Here is an 18,230-nt window from a genome sequence, read left to right as displayed (position 1 = left end):
CCCTTCGCGAGCCCTGGAACCTCCATGATCTCGCGGCCGGCCCCCGCGGCGCGTCATCTCAGCCGGCCTCCCACAGGTCGCAGTTGTGCTCGGCGAGCATCGTGGCCAGCGGGACCGGCGTGGACTTCCCGCCCGCCCTCAGGGACATGACGAGGGAGGTCCCGTTGAAGGCCGGCCAGCGCGCCGAGTACGCGGCCCGCGGCTGCCCGCCGATCGTGAACGACCCCCAGTAGTGCACCATGTCGCGGGCCAGCCGCCGCTCCGAGGCGTCGAACGTCGGCGCGATCGGGGTGCCGTTGTCGAAGCTCGGCCACAGGTAGGCCAGCTCGGCGGCGTGCCCCGCGCCCCACTCGTAGCCGGCCGGCTCGGGGCTCAGGCCTGGGCCGGTGCGGTGGTCGAAGCGGTAGCCGTACACGCGGGTGTGGGTGGACAGGGCCTCGATGAAGCGCAGCGTCGGGCAGCCGCCGAGGCCGGCCAGGAAGCCGGAGTCGGTGAACACGGCCGCCGCCAGGTACGCCGAGGTGAACTGGTCGGACTGCGCCGGCCACGGATACCTGGCCAGGACGGCGTCGGCGCGTTCGGGGAAGAGACCGCGGACCCAGCCCTCGTACTGCTCCTTGGTCCAGCCGCGGGCGCCCTGCAGGAACGTGCGGCCCTCGTCGCGGTTGGCGCCGACGATCAGGGGGACCCGCTGGAAGCGGCCCGCCCGCACGGCGGTGTCGGGGTTCTCCGGCAGGGCGGGCGTGCCGTACAGGAACGAGGCGAACTGCGGCCCGTCGACCAGCTTGGCCGCGCTCAGCCCGCGCAGGCAGGCCAGGTCGGAGCAGCCGAGCGCGGTGGCGATGGAGGCGCCGGCCTGCTCGCCGTCCGCGTACGGGCGGCTGGTGCAGGACCCGCTCTGGATGATCGCGCGGGAGAACAACCCGGCCGAGGCGGGCGAGGCGAGGTTGGCGCAGACGGAGAAGCCGCCGGCCGACTCGCCGTCGATGGTGACCTGGCGGGGGTCGCCGCCGAACGCGGCGATGTTGCGGTGCACCCAGCGCAGCGCGGCCTGCTGGTCGGACAGGCCGTAGTTGCCGGACGTGCCCGCTTCCGCTGTCAGCAGCGGGTGGGCCAGGTAGCCGAACACGCCGAGCCGGTAGTTGACGCTCACCACGACGACGTTCTCGAGCTGGGCGATCAGGGTGCCGTCGTGCTGGTTGGCCGAGCCGTTCTGCAGGCCGCCGCCGTGGATCCAGAACAGCACGGGCAGCCGCTGCCCGGCCTTCGTTCCGGCGGGGCGGAACACGTTGAGGTAGAGGCAGTCCTCGGTCTCGGAGCGGGGGCCGTTGGTGCTGGCGGCGGCGGGGCAGCGGTTGCCCCACTGGGACGCGTCGCGCACGCCCTGCCAGGCGGGCGCCGGCCGGGGCGCCCGCCAGCGCAGCTCGCCGGTGGGCGGGGCGGCGTACGGGAGGGCGAGGAAGCGGTCGACGCCGTCCGCGCGGGCCCCGCGTACGAAGCCGGTGTCGGTACGCGCCGTCGGCCGGTCGCCGCCGGACGCGGCGGCGGGCACGGGAAGCGCGGCGGCGGCCAGGGCCGCCGCGGCGAGCGCGATCAGTAATCGTCTCATCGGACTGTGACCTCCTGACGTAGAGGCAGGTCCCTGGAGGAGGACCCGACGTGGACGGTACGGCGGCCCCTCGCGAGGGTCCATCGGCCGTCCGACCAGTACTGCAGTGCGCGCAGCGGCACCGTCACGGTGACGCGGCGCCGCTCGCCGGGCGACAGCGGCACCCGGGCGAACCCGGCGAGCGCGCGGGGCGGCATCGGGACCGGCGGGGCGGGCGGCGAGCCGAGATACACCTGCAGCACCTCCACCCCGGCGCGCCGGCCGGTGTTGGCGACCGTGAAGGACACGCTGAGCCCGCCGCCCGCGGCCCGCACCGACAGGCCGTCGTACTGGAAGCGGGTATAGGACAGGCCGTGCCCGAAGGGGAACAGCGGCTCGATGCCGTGCGCGTCGTAGTGCCGGTAGCCGACGAGCACGCCCTCGCTGTAGTCCGCGACGCCGCCCACGCCCGGGTAGCGCTCGGGCTGCGCGGTGGGCACGTCCTCGGCCCGCGCGGGGAACGTCACCGGCAGCTTGCCGCCCGGGCAGGCCCCGCCGAGAAGGATCGTGGCGGTGGCGTCGGCGCCCTCCTGGCCCGGGTACCACATCTGCAGAATCGAGCACACGTTCCGCACCCACGGCATGAGCACCGGGTCGCCGGTGTTGAGCACGACCGCGGTGCGGGCGTTGGCGGCGGCGACGGCCCCGATGACCGGGTCCTGGCCGTTCGGGAGGGCGAGGGCGGCGCGGTCGGCGCCCTCGGTGCCCTCGTTGAAGGCGAACACGAGCGCCGCCCGCGCCCCCTTGGCCAGCGCGGCGGCCTCGCGCAGCGCCTCCTGGCGGCGCTGCGGGGTGACCCAGGCCAGCCTGACCTGCAGCGGCGTGCCGGCGATGCCGGTGGCCGCGACGGTGACGGGTTTGGCCACCCCGGCTTCGAGGCGGACGGTCGTGCCGGCGTTCGTCAGGCCGCCGGAGGTCGCGATGAGGCTGCTGTTGCCGCCGATGAGGGCGCCGACCGAGCCGATCCTGACGCCGTCGAGGGTCAGCGAGATCGAGCCGTTGAACGACGGCACTCCGCCCGTGCCCTGGATGCGCAGGTCGTAGTCGCCGGTCGCGGGCGCGGTGAGCGTGCCCGTCCACGTCCACGACGAGCCGGCGGGCAGGGCGGCCGCGCCGGTGTGGTCGACCTGGGCGGCGGCCTGCGGGGTGCCGCCCTGCTGGGCGCGCTGGAGCACCAGCGCGGAGGCGGGCACCGGGACCCCTTCCAGGTCCACGCCCGTGGCCCAGCGGATGCGGCTGCCCGGGCCGGCCTGGCGGCGCAGGGCGGTCAGCGGGCTCTCGGCGCTCGCGGGGATCACCCTGGCGCTGCCTCCGCCGCCCACCAGGGGGCTGGCCGCGGTGGGGCCGATGACGGCCAGGTCGGCCAGGTCGGCGCGGCCCAGCGGCAGCAGGTCCCGTTCGTTGCGCAGCAGCACGGCGCCGGCCAGCGCGATCTCCTTCGCGGTGCGGGCGCCGCCCGCCGGGTCCGGGGAGGGCCGCGGCCGGCCGCCGCCGAGCAGGCCGAACCGGTCGAGCTGGACGAGGACGCGGCGCACCGCGGTGTCCACCACCGACTCGGCCAGCTGCCCGGAGGCGACGGCGGCGGCCAGGCCCCCGTAGTTGACGCCGAAGGGCATCTCCATGTCCATCCCGGCGGTGAGCGCGGGCGCGCCGCTGTGCGTGGCGAACCAGTCGGACATCACCCAGCCGCCGAAGTGCCATTCGTCGCGCAGGATCCCGGTCAGCAGGTGCGGGTGCTCGGCGGCGTACACGCCGTTGACGTGGTTGTAGGCGGCCATGACGGCGCCCACTCCCGCCTGCACGGCGGCCTCGAAGGCCGGCAGGTAGATCTCGCGCAGGGTCCGCTCGTCCACCTTGACGTCGATCGTCTGGCGGGCGTTCTCGAAGTTGTTGGCCGCGTAGTGCTTGACGGTGGCGATGAGGCCCTCGCCCTGGATGCCGCGGATCTCGCCGGCGACGAGCGCGGCGGCCAGCAGCGGGTCCTCCCCGAGCGTCTCGAAGTTCCGGCCGGCCTGCGGCACCCGGACGATGTTGGTCATCGGCGACAGCAGGACGTCCATGCCCAGCGCGCGGCCCTCCCTGCCGATGACCGCGCCGAACCGCCGGGCGAGGTCGGGAGCGAACGTCGAGGCGAGCGCCACCGGCGCGGGCAGGGCGGTGGCGTTCGCCGTGACGCGCACGCCGGCGGGCCCGTCGGCCAGGCGGATCTCGGGGATGCCGAGGCGGGGCACGCCGGGCACGTACCCGGCCTGGCCCTTGGAGGCGGGGTCGGTGCCGCCGTGCAGCAGCGAGACCTTCTCCTCCGGCGTCAGCTGCCGCAGGAGCGCGTCGACGTCCGTGCGGCGGGCGGTCCACTGCGGCGCGACGGCCGCGGCCAGGGCGGCCGCGCCGAGCAGCCGGGCCGCGTCGCGACGGGTCAGCGACGGGTTGAGCGCTTCAGCCATGTGAACAGCTCCTTCGAGGAACGGGCCGACCGGCTGGGGTCGCGCCCGCAACATATGAGCCGCGGACAGGTTGCGTAACCGCGTTCTCCGTTGAACGGAAGACTTTTCAGAACGTCGTTCGGTGTGTTTCTGGATTGTTACCCATCGCAACAAACTCTGGGGCTTCGATGGCTGGACCCGCAGGCAGCACGGGTTTACGTTGCCGCAAACAACATAAAAACCGGAACATCGCGGGGTGACAGGTCCGAACCGGGAGGCGGCGACCATGACCACAACCGACGACGGCCCGGCCGCGGCCACGATGCGCCGCGGCGTGCACGCGCCCGGCAGTGTCCAACAGCCGGCCAAGCAGCCGGAGGTCCGGACGGCTTCCGGAAGCGCGCGGCGGCCCGCCGGCCGGACCGTGACGAGCCGGGTCCTCAGCGTGCTCAGCGCGTTCTCCGGCGAGTGCCCCAGGCTGAGCCTGTCCGACATCAGCCGCCGCGCCTCGATGCCGTTGACGACGGCGCACCGGCTGGTCAGCGAGCTGATGTCGTGGGGCGCGCTGGAACGCGACCGCGACGGCCGCTACCAGATCGGGCTGCACCTGTGGGAGGTGGGCGCGCTGGCGCCGCGCGGGCTGGGCCTGCGCGAGGCCGCCATGCCGTTCCTGGAGGACCTGTACGAGGTCACCCACCAGCACGCCCAGCTCGCCGTCCTGGACGCGCCCGACGTGCTCTACCTGGAGCGGATCTCCGGCCGGGACGCGGTCGGCGTGCGCAGCCGGGTGGGCGGGCGCTTCCCGGCGCACGCCACGGGCGTCGGGCTGGCGCTGCTGGCCCACACGCCGCCCGCGACACAGGAGGCGTACCTGGCCGGGCCGCTGGCGGCCTTCACCGACCGGACCATCGCGAACCCCGGCCGGCTGCGAGGGGTGCTGGCCGAGGTGCGACGCCACGGGTACGTCATCAGCGACCGGCAGGTCACGCTGGACGCGGTGTCGGTGGCGGCGCCGGTGCGGGACGCGGCGGACGAGGTGATCGCCGCGCTGTCGGTCGTGGTGCGGGTGGGCGGGCAGCAGCCGGGCGCGCTCGTTCCGGCCGTCGTCGGCGCCGCCCGCGGGCTGTCGCGCTGGCTGCAGTCGCACCCGGGGCAGCCCTGACGGGGTTGCCTTTCGCGGGTGTTGTGTGATGTGGTGCGGCTCGCTTTCCTCTTTCGCTCTGGAGGCTTGACCGTGCCGTTCATTGTGGATCTGACCAGCGGGAACGTGGAGAAGGAGCAGCACCCGGGCGAGATCGGCGGGTCCGTGCTCGGGCTGCGGCTGATGGCCGGGCGCACGCCCGCCGGGCTCGATCCGTACGATCCGCGGGCGTTGCTGTACGTGGCGGCCGGGGTGCTGGGCGGGACGGCGGCGCCCGGGCTGGCCAAGGCGGTGTTCCTGGCGAAGTCGCCGCTGACGGGGGTGGCCGGGGAGTCCCACGCGCTCGGGCCGTTCGCGGCGGGCCTGCGCGGGGCGGGCGCCAAGGCGCTGGCCGTCACGGGACGGGCCGCGCGGCTGTCCTACCTGCTCGTCCAGGACGGTGAGGTGTCCCTGCACGACGCCTCGGAGCTGCGCGGGCTGGGCACGGCCGCGACGACGGACGCGCTGCGGGCGCGGCACGGCCAGGGCGCGCACGTGGCGGCGATCGGGCCGGCCGGGGAGAACCTGGTGCGGTACGCGAGCGTGGTGACCGACTATGCCTACGCCGCCGGGCGGTACGGGCTCGGCGCGGTCTTCGGGGCCAAGAACCTCAAGGCCGTCGTGTGCGTCGGCGAGGCCCCGACGGAGAGCGCGGCGGAGGTCGCCGACCCCGGGGCGATCGCCGGGCTGGCCGCCTACTACCGCGACTCGCTGGCCACGAACCCGCTGGCGGCGATCCAGGCAGGGATGCCCGGGTTCGCCGGATGGGTGGGCGATCCGCCCGCCCCCGGGTACGCCGCGGTGCGCAACTTCTCGGTCACCGGCGCGCACGGGCTGCGGGTCCCGTCCGCGGACGACTACGACGGGCGCGCGGTGGCGACCACCGGGGCCTGCCCCGGCTGCCCCAACGACTGCCTCAAGGTGTACGCGCCCCCGGGGCTCGCCGAGCGGCGGACCGGCGGGCTGGGGCAGGAGGCGTTCCTGTCGCTCGGCTGGAACCTCGGGATCGACGACCTCGACACCGTGCTGGCCGCCAACGCCCGCTGCAACGACCTCGGGCTGGACCCGGTCTCCCTCGGCGGCACGCTCGCCTTCGCCATGGAGTGCGCCGAGCGCGGGCTGCTCCCCGGCGGGCCCGCGTTCGGCGATCCCGAGGCGTTGCCCGGGCTGATCGACGACGTGGCGGGGCGCACGGGCGAGATGGGCGACCTGCTGGCCGAGGGCGCGGCGCGGGCGGCCGCGAAGCTCGGTCCCGCCGCGGCCCCGTACGCCATGACCGTCAAGGGCGCCGAGCTGCCCTGCTTCGACCCCCGCGTCCAGCCGGGCATCGGCCTCGGGTACGCGATCGCCCCCGGCGGGCCGCGCTACGACGCGCTGGAGCACGACCTCGACTTCGACCCCGTGGCCGGGCTGGCCTACAGCTTCGGCGAGGCCCGGCGGATCGGGGCGGAGCCCGCGCCGGTCGCCGGGCTCGACGCCGAGCGGGGCCGGCGCACCGCCCGGCTGCTGCGGCTGTGGAGCGGGCTCGACGCGCTCAACCTGTGCGTCTTCGCCTCCTCCCCCACCCGCCCGCTGACCCTCGACCACCTGAGCGCCCTGGTCACCGCCGTCCTCGGGCGGGAGTTCACCCTGGACGACCTGCTGGCGGCCGGTCAGGCACGGCTCGACGCGATGCGCGCGTACGCGATCCGTGAGGGCGGCGGTCCCGACGAGCTGCCGGCCCGGATGCACGAGGAGCCCGTCGCGGTGGGGCCCCACGAGGGCGCGGTCCTGGACCGCGCCTCGTTCGAGCTCGCCCGGGCCGCCTTCTACGAGGAGCTCGGCTGGCGCTGATTTCCCGAAAAACGCTCTTGTCCGGTTTGTGCGGTTCGCGTTATGTTCTGGTCAATCGTTTGAACGAAAGACGGGAGACCATCGGGGATGGCTGTCACGATCGATCTGGGCGGGCGGACGGCGCTCGTCACGGGCGGCGCGGGAGGGCTCGGGTTCGCGTGCGCCCGCGCGCTGGCCGACGCCGGAGCGGACGTCGTGCTCTCCGACCTGGAGGGCCCGCGGCTGAGCGAGGCGGCGGCCGAGCTGGGCGCCGAGGCCCGGCCGGCCGACCTCACCGACCCGGCGCAGGCGGCGGCGCTGGCGGGCGCCCGCGACCGGATCGACGTGCTGGTGAACTGCGCCGGGATCATGCGCACCACCCCGCTGCTCGACATCGAGCCCGGCGAGTGGCTGCGGATCGTGGACGTCAACCTCAACGCCACGTTCTGGCTCACCCAGGCCGTCGGGCGCGGGATGGCCGAGCGGGGCGGCGGCTCGATCGTGACGCTGGCCTCGGTGGCCGCCCGCTCGGGCCGCCCCGACGCCGCCCACTACTCCGCCACCAAGACGGCCCTGCTCTCCCTGACGAGGTCGGCGGCCGAGGCGCTGGCCCCCGTGCGCGTGAACGCGGTGTGCCCCGGCGTCTTCCTCACCCCCATGTGGGACGAGATCATCGCCGACCGCGACCGGCGGTTCGGCCCCGACGCGGGCGCCGGCTACCTGAAGGAGGTCAGCGAGCGCTCCCCGCTGCGCCGCCCCGGACGTCCCGAGGAGGTCGCCTCCGCGGTGCTGTTCCTGGCCAGCGACCTGGCGTCGTTCGTGACGGGCCAGGCTCTCAACGTCGACGGCGGACTGGAGATGAACTGACCGTGCGCCAGACGTTCAAGCTGCTGCCCGAGCTGTTCGGCGACGGCGCGATGACCGAGATCTTCTCCGCCGAGCGGACCGTGCTCGCCTGGCTGCGCACGGAGGCCGCGCTGGCCCGCGCCCAGGCCGAGGAGGGCGTGATCTCCGAGGCCGACGCGCGGGCCATCGAGGCGGCCTGCGTGCCGGCCAACATCGACGTCCGGCGCCTCTGGTCGGAGGCGGTCAACGTGGGCTACCCGATCCTGCCCCTCGTACGGATGATCTCCGCCGCGCTCCCCGAGGGGCCCAACGGCCGCGTCCACTACGGCGCGACCACGCAGGACATCATGGACACCGGCCTGGCCCTGCAGATGGGCGAGGCCCTCGACCACCTGCGGGCCCTGCTCGGCTCGTTCGGCGGCGCGCTGGCCCGGCTGGTGGCCGAGCACGCCGGCACCGTCATCGCGGCCCGCACGCACGCGCAGCAGGCGGTGCCCACGACGTTCGGGGCGAAGATGGCGGTGCTGCTGGCGGAGGTGGCGCGCCAGCGCGACCGGGTGGGCGAGGCGGCGCGGCGGGCGCGGGTCGTGTCGCTGTTCGGCGCGGGCGGCACGTCCGCCGCGATGGGCGAGCGCTCCAGCCAGGTGCGCGAGCGCGTGGCCGGGGTGCTCGGCCTCGGCACCACCGAGGTGCCCTGGCACGTGGCCAGGGACGGCGTCGCCGAGTTCGGCGTGACCTGCGCGAGCCTGGCGGCCACGGCGGCCCGCTTCGCCCGCGAGGTCGTGGACCTGTCCAGGACCGAGGTCGGCGAGGTGCGCGAGGCGGGCGGACACCACCGCGGCGCGTCCTCCACGATGCCGCAGAAGGCCAACCCGATCGGCTGCGAGGCCGTCATCGGCATGTCCGGCACGGCGGGCGCGCTCAGCTCGGGCCTGTTCCGCGCGATGGAGGCCGGCCACGAGCGGGCCGCCGGCGAGTGGCAGGTCGAGTGGTACGTGGTGCCGCTCCTGGCCGAGCTGGCCGCGGGCGCGCTGGCCACGGCCGCCGAGGTCGCCGCCGGGCTGCGGGTCTACCCGGAGGCCATGCGGGCCAACCTGGGCGCCGAGGGCGGGCTGATCATGGCGGAGGCGTACATGATGCGGCTGGCCCCGGCGCTGGGCCGGGAACGGGCGCACGACCTGGTCTACAAGGCGGCGCACGAGGCCCGCGAGCGCGGGCGGGCGCTGGCCGACGCGCTGCGCGACGTGGCGGGACCGGACGATCTGGCGAGCCTGGGCGCGCTGCCCATCCCGCCCGAGTCCTACATCGGCGACGCCGAGGCGATCTGCGCCGCGGCGCTCGAAGCCTGGAGATGTGATGAGTGAACGCAGGCTCGCGGATTTGCTGGCCATGTGGCGGATCCGCGCGTTCGAGGAGAAGGTGCGCGACCTGCGAGCGGAAGGGCCGATCGTCGGTTCGGTGCACCTGTGCATCGGCCAGGAGGCCGTCCCGGTGGGCGCGTGCGACGTGCTGGAGCCGCACGACGCGCTGTTCGCGACCTACCGCGGGCACGGCTGGGCGCTGGCCAGGGGCGTGCCCGCACAGGCGCTGTTCGCCGAGCTGGCGGGCCGGGCGACGGGCGTGAACGGCGGCCGGGGCGGCTCGGCGTACTTCACCGCGGCCGAGTACGGCTTCCACGGCGAGAACTCGATCGTGGGCGCGGGCGCGCCGATCGCGTGCGGGGCGGCGCTGGCCGGCCGGCACGACGGCTCCAACCGGGTGGCCGTGAGCGTCTTCGGCGACGGCGCGATGAACCAGGGCGCGGTGCACGAGGCGATGAACTTCGCCGCCGCGTTCTCCCTGCCCGTGGTGTTCGTCTGCGAGAACAACCGCTACTCCGAGCTGACCCCGATCGCCGACACGGTGCGCAACGCGCGCCTGGCCGACCGCGCCGCCGCGTACGGGATGCCGGGTCACCGCGTCGACGGCAACGACGTGGAGGCCGTGCGCTTCCACGTGCGCGACGCGCTGGAGGTGGCCCGCGAGGGCGGCGGGCCGACGCTGCTGGAGTGCATGACCGAGCGCCTGGTCGGCCACTACATCGGCGACGCGGAGACCTACCGGCAGCCCGGCGAGCTGGAGCGGATCGGCAGGCGCGAGCCGATCGCCCGGCTGCGCGAGGGCCTGCTCGCCGACGGGGTGCCGGCCGCCGACCTGGACGCCGTGGAGCGCCGGGCGCGGGCCGAGATGGCCTCCGCCGCCGAGCGCGCGCTGGCCGCGCCCCTCGCCGACCCCGCCACCGCAAGGGAGCACCTGTATGCCTGACCTGTCCTACGGCGAGGCCGTGAACGCGGCCCTGCACCGCCTCATGGAGGAGCTGCCGGAGACGCTGGTGTACGGCGAGGACGTCGCCGTGCCCGGCGGCGTGTTCGGCGTGACCAGGGGCCTGCGCAAGCAGTACGGCGACCGCGTGTTCGACACCCCGATCAGCGAGTCGGCGATCCTCGGCAGCGCGGTGGGCGCCGCGATGTTCGGCCGCCGCCCGATCGTCGAGATCATGTGGGCCGACTTCTCCCTGGTGGCGCTGGACCAGATCGTCAACCAGGCGGCCAACGTCCGCTACGTGTCGGGCGGGCGGCTGCGGGCCCCGCTGACCATCCGCACCCAGCAGGGCAACGCGCCCGGCGCGTGCGCGCAGCACTCGCAGTGCCTGGAGGCGCTGTTCCTGCACGTGCCGGGGCTGCGGGTGTGCATGCCGAGCACGCCGCAGGACGCCTACGACCTGCTGGTGACGGCCGTGCACGGCGACGACCCGGTGCTGGTGGTCGAGAACCGCACGCTGTACTTCGGCCCGAAGGAGCCGGTCAGGACGGACGGCCCGGTCCAGCCGATGGGCGGGGCGCGCACCCGCCGCGCGGGCTCCGACGTCACGCTCGTCACCTGGGGCGCGATGACGCACCGGGTGCTGGCGGCGGCCGAGGCCCTGGCCCGCGAGGGGGTCGAGGCCGAGGTGCTGGAGACGCCGTGGCTCAACCCGTTCGACACCGGGGCCGTGATCGAGAGCGCGCGCCGCACCCGCAGGCTTGCGGTCGTCCACGAGGCGAACGTCACCGGCGGCTTCGGCGCCGAGGTCGTCGCCCGGGTCGCGGGCGCCGGGGTGGCGCTGGCCGCGCCGCCGATCCGGATCGGCGCGCCCGACGTGCGGATGCCCGCGGCGCCGGTCCTCGCGCAGGCCCTGGTCCCCGACGCCACGCGGATCATTCACGAAGTCAAATGTTTGGCCGCAGGAGGAGGGGCGCTGCGATGAGAGGCGTCTGGCACTTCTCCTTCACGGTCTCCGACCTCGGCAGGTCCGTGGAGTTCTACCGCGACCTGCTCGGGTTCGCGCTGGTGCACCGGCAGGAGCAGGACAACGACTACACCCGCAGGCTCGTCGGCTACCCCGACGCCGTGCTGCGCGTGGCCCAGCTCGCCGTGCCCGGCCAGCCCCGCGGCGTCTCCACGCACGACCTGGAGCTGGTCGAGTACGTACGGCCGAGGGGCGCCCCGCGCGACCCGGCCCGCCACCTGCCGGGCGCCGCGCACCTGGCGCTCACCGTCGAGGACGCCCTGGCCGAGCACGCCCGGCTGGCGGCGGCCGGGGTGCGCTTCGTCAACCCGCCCGAGGCGATCACCGCGGGGGTGAACCGGGGCGGCTACGCCTGCTACTTCCTCGACCCCGACGACATCACCTTGGAGCTCGTACAACCGCCGGATAACCCCTAATATGTGCACGCTCAAACGATTGATCACGTGAGGAGGCTGGATGACCGTCGTCGACGCCCACCAGCACTTCTGGAACCTGGAGACGGGCTCGTACCCGTGGCTGACGCCCGAGCACGGGCCGATCCACCGCACGTTCGAGCCGGCGGAGCTCATCCCCCAGCTCGCGGCGGCGGGGGTCGGCCGCACGGTGCTGGTGCAGTCGATGGACTCCTACGCCGACACCGACGCCATGCTCGCGCAGGCCGACGCGTACGACTTCATCGGCGCGGTGGTGGGCTGGGTGCCGCTGCACCGGCCCGGCGAGGCGGCCGAAGCGCTGGAGCGGTACCGGCGGCATCCCAGGTTCGCGGGGGTGCGGCATCTCATCCACGACGAACCCGACCCCGACTGGGTGCTCCAGGACCCGGTGATCGAAGGGCTCGGGCTGCTGGCCGCGGCCGGGCTGCCGTTCGACGTGGTGGCGGTGCTGCCGCGGCACCTGGAGCACGTGCCGGTGCTGGCCGAGCGGGTGCCCGGGCTGCGGATGGTGATCGACCACCTGGCCAAGCCGCCGATCGAGGAGAAGGGCTGGGAGCCGTGGGCGTCCCTGCTCGCCCGCGCGGCCGAGTGCCCGGGCGTGTACGCCAAGGTGTCCGGCCTGAACACCGCGGCCGACGCCGCCACGTGGACGGCCGGGGACCTGCGGCCCTACGTGGAGCACGCGCTGGAGGCGTTCGGCCCCGAGCGGCTGATGTTCGGCAGCGACTGGCCGGTGGCGCTGCTCGCCGGCGACTACGCAAAGGTGTGGCGGGAGACGAACGTCCTGCTGTCGGGGCTCTCGCCCGCCGACCGCGCGGCGGTGCTCGGCGGCACCGCCACCCGCTTCTACGGCCTCCAGGAGGCGCCATGACCCGCCGCCACGTCCTCGGATTCCTCGCCCGGGAGGCCGCCGCGTGATCGACGTGTTCGCGCCCATCTCCGCCGCGGCCGACCTGTCCATCCCGGCCGCGCACCGGCTCCCCGTCGCCGTCGTCGGCGCCGGGGCCATCGTGGACGTGGCCCACCTGCCCGCCTACCGGCAGGCCGGGCTGGAGGTGACCGGCCTGTACGACCTCGACGCCGATCGCGCCGCCGAGGTGGCCCGGCGGCACGGGGTGCCCAGGACGTACGGCTCGCTGGAGGAGCTGCTGGCCGACGAGCGCGTGGCCGTGGTGGACATCGCCGTCGCGCCCGGCGCGCAGCCCGGCATCGCGCGGGCGGCGCTGGCGGCCGGAAAGCACCTGATGTGCCAGAAGCCGTTCGCGCCCGACGTGGCGACCGGCCGGGGCATCGTCGACCTGGCGGCGGCCGGCGGCCTGAAGGTCGCGGTCAACCAGCAGCTCCGCTTCGACGAGGGCATCGCCGCCGCCCGGGCCATGGTGCGCGCGGGCTGGATCGGCGAGCCGACGGCGATGACGTTCACCGTGAACATCCTCACCGACTGGAGCGCCTGGGACTGGCTGGTCACCACCGACCGGCTGGAGATCGTCTACCACTCCATCCACTACCTGGACGCGATCCGCTCGATCCTGGGCGACCCCGAGCTGGTCTTCTGCACCGGCAGCCGCACGCCGGGCCAGCTCGCCAAGGGTGAGACGCGCACGATGAGCACGCTGGTGTACCCGGGCGACCTGCGGGCGCTGGTGCACGTCACGCACGAGAACCGCACCGGCGACCAGGAGGCGTCCTTCCGCCTCGACGGCACGCAAGGCGCGATCAAGGGCACGCTCGGCCTGCTGTACGACTACCCGCACGGCCGCCCCGACACCCTGGCCGTGCACAGCCGGGCGCTGCCGACGGACGGCTGGCTGCCGTACCCGGTGACCGGGCGGTGGCTGCCGGACGCGGTGGCCGGGCCGATGGGCTCGCTGCTGCGGGCCGTCGCGGAGGGCGGCGAGCCGGAGACCTCCGGCGCCGACAACCTCGGCACGCTGCGCCTGCTCGACGCGCTCTACCGCTCGATGGACACCGGCGAGAGCGTGCGCTGCCGCCCGGCGGACAGGGGAGGATCGTCGTCATGAAGCGTTCCCGGGTCACGCTGGCCGACGTCGCCGCCGTCGCCAAGGTCGACCGGGCGGTCGTCTCCCGCGTCGTCAACAAGGACCCCACGCTCAGCATCCGGCCCGAGACGCGGGAGCGGGTGCTGGCGGCGGTCGAGGAGCTCGGCTACCGGCCCAACGTGGCCGCGCGGAGCCTGCGCACGTCACGGGCGCACATGTTCGGGCTGTTCATCCCCGACTTCGCCAACCCGGTCTACGCGGAGATCATCAAGGGCGCGGAGGCGGAGGCGGCCTCGCAGGGCTACGTGCTGGTCACCGGCAGCGCGTCGGGCGCGGCGCTGGGCGACTACATGGACCGGATCGGGCAGGGCCGCATCGACGGCCTGCTGCTGGCCGGGACCGGCGACGAGTCGGGGCTCATCGCGCAGCTCGACCGGTCCGCCATCCCGTGGCTCATGCTCAACAACCGCAGCAGGAGCGTCAAGCGCTACGTCATCCTCGACGACGCGCGGGCCGCCGCGCTGGCGGTGGAGCACCTCGTACGCCTGGGCCACCGCCGCATCGCCCACCTGGCGGGCCCGTCGCGCGCCGACACGGCCACGCGCAGGTCGGCGGGCTACTCGGCGGCGATGCGCGAGGCCGGGCTGCCGGAGGGGCCGATCGTGGCGGCCGACTACACGCCGGCGGGCGGGGCGGCGGCGATGGCCCGGATGCTGGCCGCCCCCGAGCGGCCGACGGCGGTGTTCGTCGCCAACGTGGCCTCGGCCATCGGGGCGATGGAGGGCGTGCGCGCGGCCGGGCTGGAGATCCCGCGGGACGTCTCGATCGTCGCCGTGCACGATCTGGAGCTGGCCGGCTACCTCAATCCCGCGCTCACGACGGTGCGCATGCCGCTGGGCGAGCTGGGCCGCCGCGGCGTGGCCCTGCTGGCCGGCCTGAAGCCGGACGACACGGTGGCGGAGGTGCTGGCCGGGCCGATCGAGCTGATCCAGCGCCGGTCCACGGCTCCCCCGCCGTAAGGCGTCACGAAGATCCGCTGCGGGCCCGGCCGGGAGGCGGGCGACGCCCTGCGCGCGGGCCCATGATTTGGGACGACCGATTCCACCCCCATTGACAGCCCCGCAAACCGCGTCCTACGTTGTGCGAAACGTTTCGACCCCAGCGGATCGGCAGTGGCATGTCTTCGATACGTGACGTGGCGGAGCGGGCGCGGGTCGCGGTGAGCACCGTGTCCGCCGCGCTCAACGGCACCCGCCCCGTGGCGGCGGACACCCGGCGGCGGATCGAGCAGGCGGCGGCCGAGCTGGGATACCGCCCGAGCCTGCTGGCCCGCGGCCTGCAGAGCAAGCGCACCCGCATCCTGGCCCTGCTGTACCCCACTCCGCGCAGCGGTTTCGGGCTGACCGAGATGCAGTTCGCCACCGGCGCCGCGGAGACGGCCCGCGAGCTGGGCTACCACCTGCTGCTCTCCCCCGAGCACGCCGAGCCGGTCGAGGAGCTGCGCCACATCACGGGGCTGGGGCTGGTGGACGGCGTGCTGCTGATGGAGGTCGGGCTGGACGACGAGCGCACGGAGTTCCTCCTGGAGGCGGGCGTGCCGTTCAGCATGATCGGGCGGACCCGCGACCCGGGCTCGATCGACTACGCCGACATCGACTTCGCGGCCACGGCCGCGGCCGCCGTGGCGCACGTGGCCGGGCTCGGGCACCGCAAGCTGGCCTTCTTCAACCTCTCGGCCGACCAGCACGCGGCGCGGTACGGGCCCGCTATCCGGGCCGGGGCGGAGTTCGCCGAGGCCGCCCGCGCGGCCGGGATCGGCTACGTCGACGACTTCCGGCCCGGCTCGGCCGACGAGGGCAGGCAGGCGTTCGAGCGGCTGGTCGCCGCGCATCCCGACACGACGGCGCTGGCGGTGATGGACGACCACGCGGCGGTCGGGGTGATCGCGGCCGTGGCGGCGCGCGGCTGGCGGATCCCCGAGGACCTGACGCTGCTGCTGGTGCTGTCGTCGGCGCGGGTCGCCGAGATGTTCCACCCCAGGCTCACCACGCTGGAGCCGCCGAGCGCCGAGCTGGGCGGCCTCGGCGCCCGCATGCTCATCGACCGGCTGGCGGGCGACGGCCCGCCCGCGCAGCGGCTGCTGCCCTGCCGCCTCGTGGTCGGCGACAGCTCCGCCCCACCCCGCGAAGGCGAAAGGACCGGATCGTGACGGAACGACTGGGCACGCACACGCTCACCGCCGGGCGCGGGCTGCTGTTCGGCGGCGACTACAACCCCGAGCAGTGGCCGGAGCACGTGTGGGCCGAGGACGCCGAGCTGATGCGGGCGGCCGGGGTCAACCTCGTCACGGTCGGCGTCTTCAGCTGGGCGCGCATCGAGCCGGAGCCGGGCAAGCGGGACTTCGCCTGGCTGGACCGGGTGCTCGACCTCATGGGCGAGGCCGGGATCGCGGTGGACCTGGCCACCCCCACCGCCTCGCCGCCGCCGTGGCTGGGGCACCGGTGGCCGCAGACCCTGCCGGTCGACGAGGCCGGGCACCGCCTCTGGTACGGCTCGCGCAACCAGTTCTGCCCCTCCTCCCCCGTCTACCGGGAGCGGGCACTGGCGATCGTGCACGACCTGGCCGACCGGTACGCCGGCCACCCGGCCCTGGCGTTGTGGCACGTGGGCAACGAGTACGGCCAGGTCTGCCACTGCGACGACTCCGCCGAGGCGTTCCGCGCCTGGCTGCGGGAGCGTTACGGCGACCTGGACACGCTCAACGAGGCGTGGGGCACCACGTTCTGGAGCCAGCGCTACAGCGACTGGGCCGAGATCCTCACCCCGCGCCGCGCCCCCTACATCATCAACCCCTCCCAGCAGCTCGACTGGTGGCGCTTCTGCTCCGACGCGCTGCTCGCCCACTTCCGCGCCGAACGCGACCTCCTCCGCGCCAGGACCCCGGATATCCCGGTCACCACCAACTTCATGGGCCTGTTCAAGCCGGTCGACTACTGGTCGTGGGCGGACGAGGAGGACATCGTCTCCAACGACCACTACCCCGACCCGTCGGACCCGCTCGCGCCCGCCCGCACGGCCCTCACCCACGACCTCATGCGCGGCCTGGCCAAGGGCAGGCCGTGGCTGCTGATGGAGCAGGCCGCCGGCGCGGTCAACTGGCGCCCGCACAACCCGCCCAAACCACCCGGCCGGCTCAGGCTGGAGTCGCTGCAGGCGCTCGCCCGCGGCGCGGACGGGCTGTGCTACTTCCAGTGGCGGGCCTCCCGCTTCGGCGCCGAGCGCTTCCACTCCGCGATGCTCCCCCACGCGGGACCGGACACCCGCCTGCACGCCGAGATCCGCGCGCACGGCCGGGAGCTGCGCGAGCTGGCGTCCGTGGCGGGGCGGCCGGTGCCCGCGCGGGTGGCGATGGTGTTCGACTGGGCGAGCTGGTGGGCGCTGGAGGAGCGCGGCCGGCCCAGCGACCGCCTCACCGCGACCGACCAGCTCTTCGGCTACTACCTGCCGTTCTGGCAGCGCGGCGTGACCGTGGACCTGGTGCCCCCCTCCGCCGCGCTCGACGGTTATTCCCTGGTCGTGGTGCCGAACCTGTTCCTGCTCCGCGACGCCGACGCCGCGGCCCTGACCGCCTACGTGCGCGGCGGCGGGGTCCTGGTCGTGGGCCCGTTCTCGGGGATCGTGGACGAGCGGGCGCACGTGCGTACCGGACGGTTCCCCGCGCCGCTGCGCGAGGTGCTCGGCGCGTCCGGCGAGGAGTGGCGGCCCGTGGACGGCCCGGTGCGCTGCCGGTGGGCCACGGGGGCGGAGTTCACGGCGCACGCCTGGACCGAGCTGGTCGCCGCGGAAGGGGCCGAGACGGTGGCAGAATTCGCCGAGGGCGGGCCCGCGCTGTTGCGGCACCAGGCCGGGCAGGGCGTCGCCTGGTACGTGGCGACGATGCCCGAGCCGGACGCGCTCGGCGAGCTGGCCGCGCGGGCGCTGGCCGACGCGGGCGTGCGGGGAGTCCTGCCGAACCTGCCGCCCATGGTCGAGGCGGTACGCCGCGGCGAGGTGCTGTTCCTGCTCAACCACGGCTCGGAGACGGCACGCGTGCCGCTCCCCCACCCGGCCACCGACCTGCTGACCGGATCCGCCGTGGACGGCCAGGTCACGCTGGCGTCGCAGGCGGTCGCGGCCCTCGTTCAAGGAGCGGATTGACCTCCTCCCCTCGTAAACGAGGGGAATTCCAACCGTCGCCGGTTGGCCTTCCTGCTTCACCGCCGGTCGCCCGCCCGAGAGGACTCTCGTTGAGGTCTTACACCAGCTCCACAGGCGTTTCAGCTCTCCGCCAGCCCGGCGGCGAGCACGTTGCGCGCGGCGTTGACGTCCCGATCGTGGACCGCGCCGCAGCCGCAGGTCCATTCCCGGATGGTCAGCGGCATCGCTCCTTGCAGGGCCCCGCAGGCCGAGCACAGCTTGGAGGAGGGGAACCAGCGGTCCACCGCCACCAGCGTGCGCCCGTACCAGGCGGCCTTGTACTCCAGCATCATCCGCAGGTCGCGCCAGGCCGCATCCGAGAT

At 74.6% G+C, this 18,230-nt stretch carries 15 protein-coding genes; 12 read left to right on the top strand and 3 right to left on the bottom strand.

Annotated features, from left to right (window positions below):
- Positions 1 to 58 precede the first annotated feature (58 nt).
- Positions 59 to 1,609, bottom strand: coding sequence for a carboxylesterase family protein (locus AB0L65_RS39215; protein WP_364256447.1), 1,551 nt, complete (start codon positions 1,607 to 1,609; stop codon positions 59 to 61).
- On the bottom strand, positions 1,606 to 4,092 hold the full coding sequence (locus tag AB0L65_RS39210) for a beta-glucosidase (RefSeq protein WP_364256444.1): 2,487 nt from the start codon (positions 4,090 to 4,092) through the stop codon (positions 1,606 to 1,608). The genes AB0L65_RS39215 and AB0L65_RS39210 overlap by 4 nt, the downstream gene beginning before the upstream one ends.
- Positions 4,093 to 4,357: 265 nt before the next feature.
- On the opposite strand from AB0L65_RS39210, the gene AB0L65_RS39205 reads away from it, so the two are divergent.
- The 12 genes from AB0L65_RS39205 to AB0L65_RS39150 all read left to right on the top strand — a co-directional run bounded on the left by AB0L65_RS39205 (position 4,358) and on the right by AB0L65_RS39150 (position 17,868).
- Positions 4,358 to 5,233, top strand: a complete 876-nt coding sequence (locus tag AB0L65_RS39205) for an IclR family transcriptional regulator (RefSeq protein WP_364256441.1) — start codon at positions 4,358 to 4,360, stop codon at positions 5,231 to 5,233.
- Between the two features lie 72 nt (positions 5,234 to 5,305).
- A complete protein-coding gene (locus AB0L65_RS39200; RefSeq protein ID WP_364256438.1) occupies positions 5,306 to 7,084 on the top strand; it encodes an aldehyde ferredoxin oxidoreductase C-terminal domain-containing protein in 1,779 nt (592 codons plus the stop codon).
- A gap of 87 nt (positions 7,085 to 7,171) precedes the next feature.
- Positions 7,172 to 7,930 carry an SDR family NAD(P)-dependent oxidoreductase gene (locus AB0L65_RS39195; protein ID WP_364256435.1) on the top strand — a complete coding sequence of 253 codons (759 nt, stop codon included), beginning with the start codon at positions 7,172 to 7,174 and terminating at the stop codon, positions 7,928 to 7,930.
- A 2-nt stretch (positions 7,931 to 7,932) separates the two neighbouring features.
- Complete coding sequence (locus AB0L65_RS39190) at positions 7,933 to 9,273, top strand: adenylosuccinate lyase family protein (protein WP_364256432.1); 1,341 nt, start codon at positions 7,933 to 7,935, stop codon at positions 9,271 to 9,273.
- Complete coding sequence (locus AB0L65_RS39185; RefSeq protein ID WP_364256429.1) at positions 9,266 to 10,213, top strand: thiamine pyrophosphate-dependent dehydrogenase E1 component subunit alpha; 948 nt, start codon at positions 9,266 to 9,268, stop codon at positions 10,211 to 10,213. The genes AB0L65_RS39190 and AB0L65_RS39185 overlap by 8 nt, the downstream gene beginning before the upstream one ends.
- Complete coding sequence (locus AB0L65_RS39180; RefSeq protein WP_364256426.1) at positions 10,206 to 11,195, top strand: transketolase C-terminal domain-containing protein; 990 nt, start codon at positions 10,206 to 10,208, stop codon at positions 11,193 to 11,195. Before AB0L65_RS39185 ends, AB0L65_RS39180 begins: the two co-directional genes overlap by 8 nt.
- Complete coding sequence (locus AB0L65_RS39175) at positions 11,192 to 11,653, top strand: VOC family protein (RefSeq protein WP_364256423.1); 462 nt, start codon at positions 11,192 to 11,194, stop codon at positions 11,651 to 11,653. Before AB0L65_RS39180 ends, AB0L65_RS39175 begins: the two co-directional genes overlap by 4 nt.
- 40 nt (positions 11,654 to 11,693) lie before the next feature.
- Entirely contained in the window at positions 11,694 to 12,542 is an 849-nt protein-coding gene (locus AB0L65_RS39170; RefSeq protein ID WP_364256420.1) for an amidohydrolase family protein, read from the top strand.
- Positions 12,543 to 12,585: 43 nt separating this feature from the next.
- Entirely contained in the window at positions 12,586 to 13,692 is a 1,107-nt protein-coding gene (locus AB0L65_RS39165) for a Gfo/Idh/MocA family oxidoreductase (protein ID WP_364256417.1), read from the top strand.
- Positions 13,689 to 14,690, top strand: a complete 1,002-nt coding sequence (locus AB0L65_RS39160; RefSeq protein ID WP_364256414.1) for a LacI family DNA-binding transcriptional regulator — start codon at positions 13,689 to 13,691, stop codon at positions 14,688 to 14,690. Before AB0L65_RS39165 ends, AB0L65_RS39160 begins: the two co-directional genes overlap by 4 nt.
- A gap of 158 nt (positions 14,691 to 14,848) precedes the next feature.
- Positions 14,849 to 15,880, top strand: a complete 1,032-nt coding sequence (locus AB0L65_RS39155; protein WP_364256411.1) for a LacI family DNA-binding transcriptional regulator — start codon at positions 14,849 to 14,851, stop codon at positions 15,878 to 15,880.
- A complete protein-coding gene (locus AB0L65_RS39150) occupies positions 15,877 to 17,868 on the top strand; it encodes a beta-galactosidase (protein ID WP_364256408.1) in 1,992 nt (663 codons plus the stop codon). Before AB0L65_RS39155 ends, AB0L65_RS39150 begins: the two co-directional genes overlap by 4 nt.
- Before the next feature lie 119 nt (positions 17,869 to 17,987).
- On the opposite strand, the gene AB0L65_RS39145 is transcribed toward AB0L65_RS39150, so the two are convergent.
- Positions 17,988 to 18,230, bottom strand: a 243-nt coding sequence (locus tag AB0L65_RS39145) for a zinc ribbon domain-containing protein (RefSeq protein ID WP_364256405.1), incomplete at its 5' end; no start/stop codon positions are given.

This window comes from Nonomuraea sp. NPDC052116, from assembly GCF_040680035.1.
Lineage (GTDB): Bacteria > Actinomycetota > Actinomycetes > Streptosporangiales > Streptosporangiaceae > Nonomuraea > Nonomuraea angiospora_A.
The sequence above is the reverse complement of the archived record's forward strand: the minus strand, read 5'-3'. Positions and strand labels throughout refer to the sequence as shown.

Coding starts and splice junctions, on each gene's coding strand:
- AB0L65_RS39215 (WP_364256447.1), bottom strand. CDS start 1,609: ATGAGACGATTACTGATCGCGCTCGCCGCGGCGGCCCTGGCCGCCGCC.
- AB0L65_RS39210 (WP_364256444.1), bottom strand. CDS start 4,092: ATGGCTGAAGCGCTCAACCCGTCGCTGACCCGTCGCGACGCGGCCCGG.
- AB0L65_RS39205 (WP_364256441.1), top strand. CDS start 4,358: ATGACCACAACCGACGACGGCCCGGCCGCGGCCACGATGCGCCGCGGC.
- AB0L65_RS39195 (WP_364256435.1), top strand. CDS start 7,172: ATGGCTGTCACGATCGATCTGGGCGGGCGGACGGCGCTCGTCACGGGC.
- AB0L65_RS39185 (WP_364256429.1), top strand. CDS start 9,266: ATGAGTGAACGCAGGCTCGCGGATTTGCTGGCCATGTGGCGGATCCGC.
- AB0L65_RS39180 (WP_364256426.1), top strand. CDS start 10,206: ATGCCTGACCTGTCCTACGGCGAGGCCGTGAACGCGGCCCTGCACCGC.
- AB0L65_RS39175 (WP_364256423.1), top strand. CDS start 11,192: ATGAGAGGCGTCTGGCACTTCTCCTTCACGGTCTCCGACCTCGGCAGG.
- AB0L65_RS39170 (WP_364256420.1), top strand. CDS start 11,694: ATGACCGTCGTCGACGCCCACCAGCACTTCTGGAACCTGGAGACGGGC.
- AB0L65_RS39160 (WP_364256414.1), top strand. CDS start 13,689: ATGAAGCGTTCCCGGGTCACGCTGGCCGACGTCGCCGCCGTCGCCAAG.
- AB0L65_RS39155 (WP_364256411.1), top strand. CDS start 14,849: ATGTCTTCGATACGTGACGTGGCGGAGCGGGCGCGGGTCGCGGTGAGC.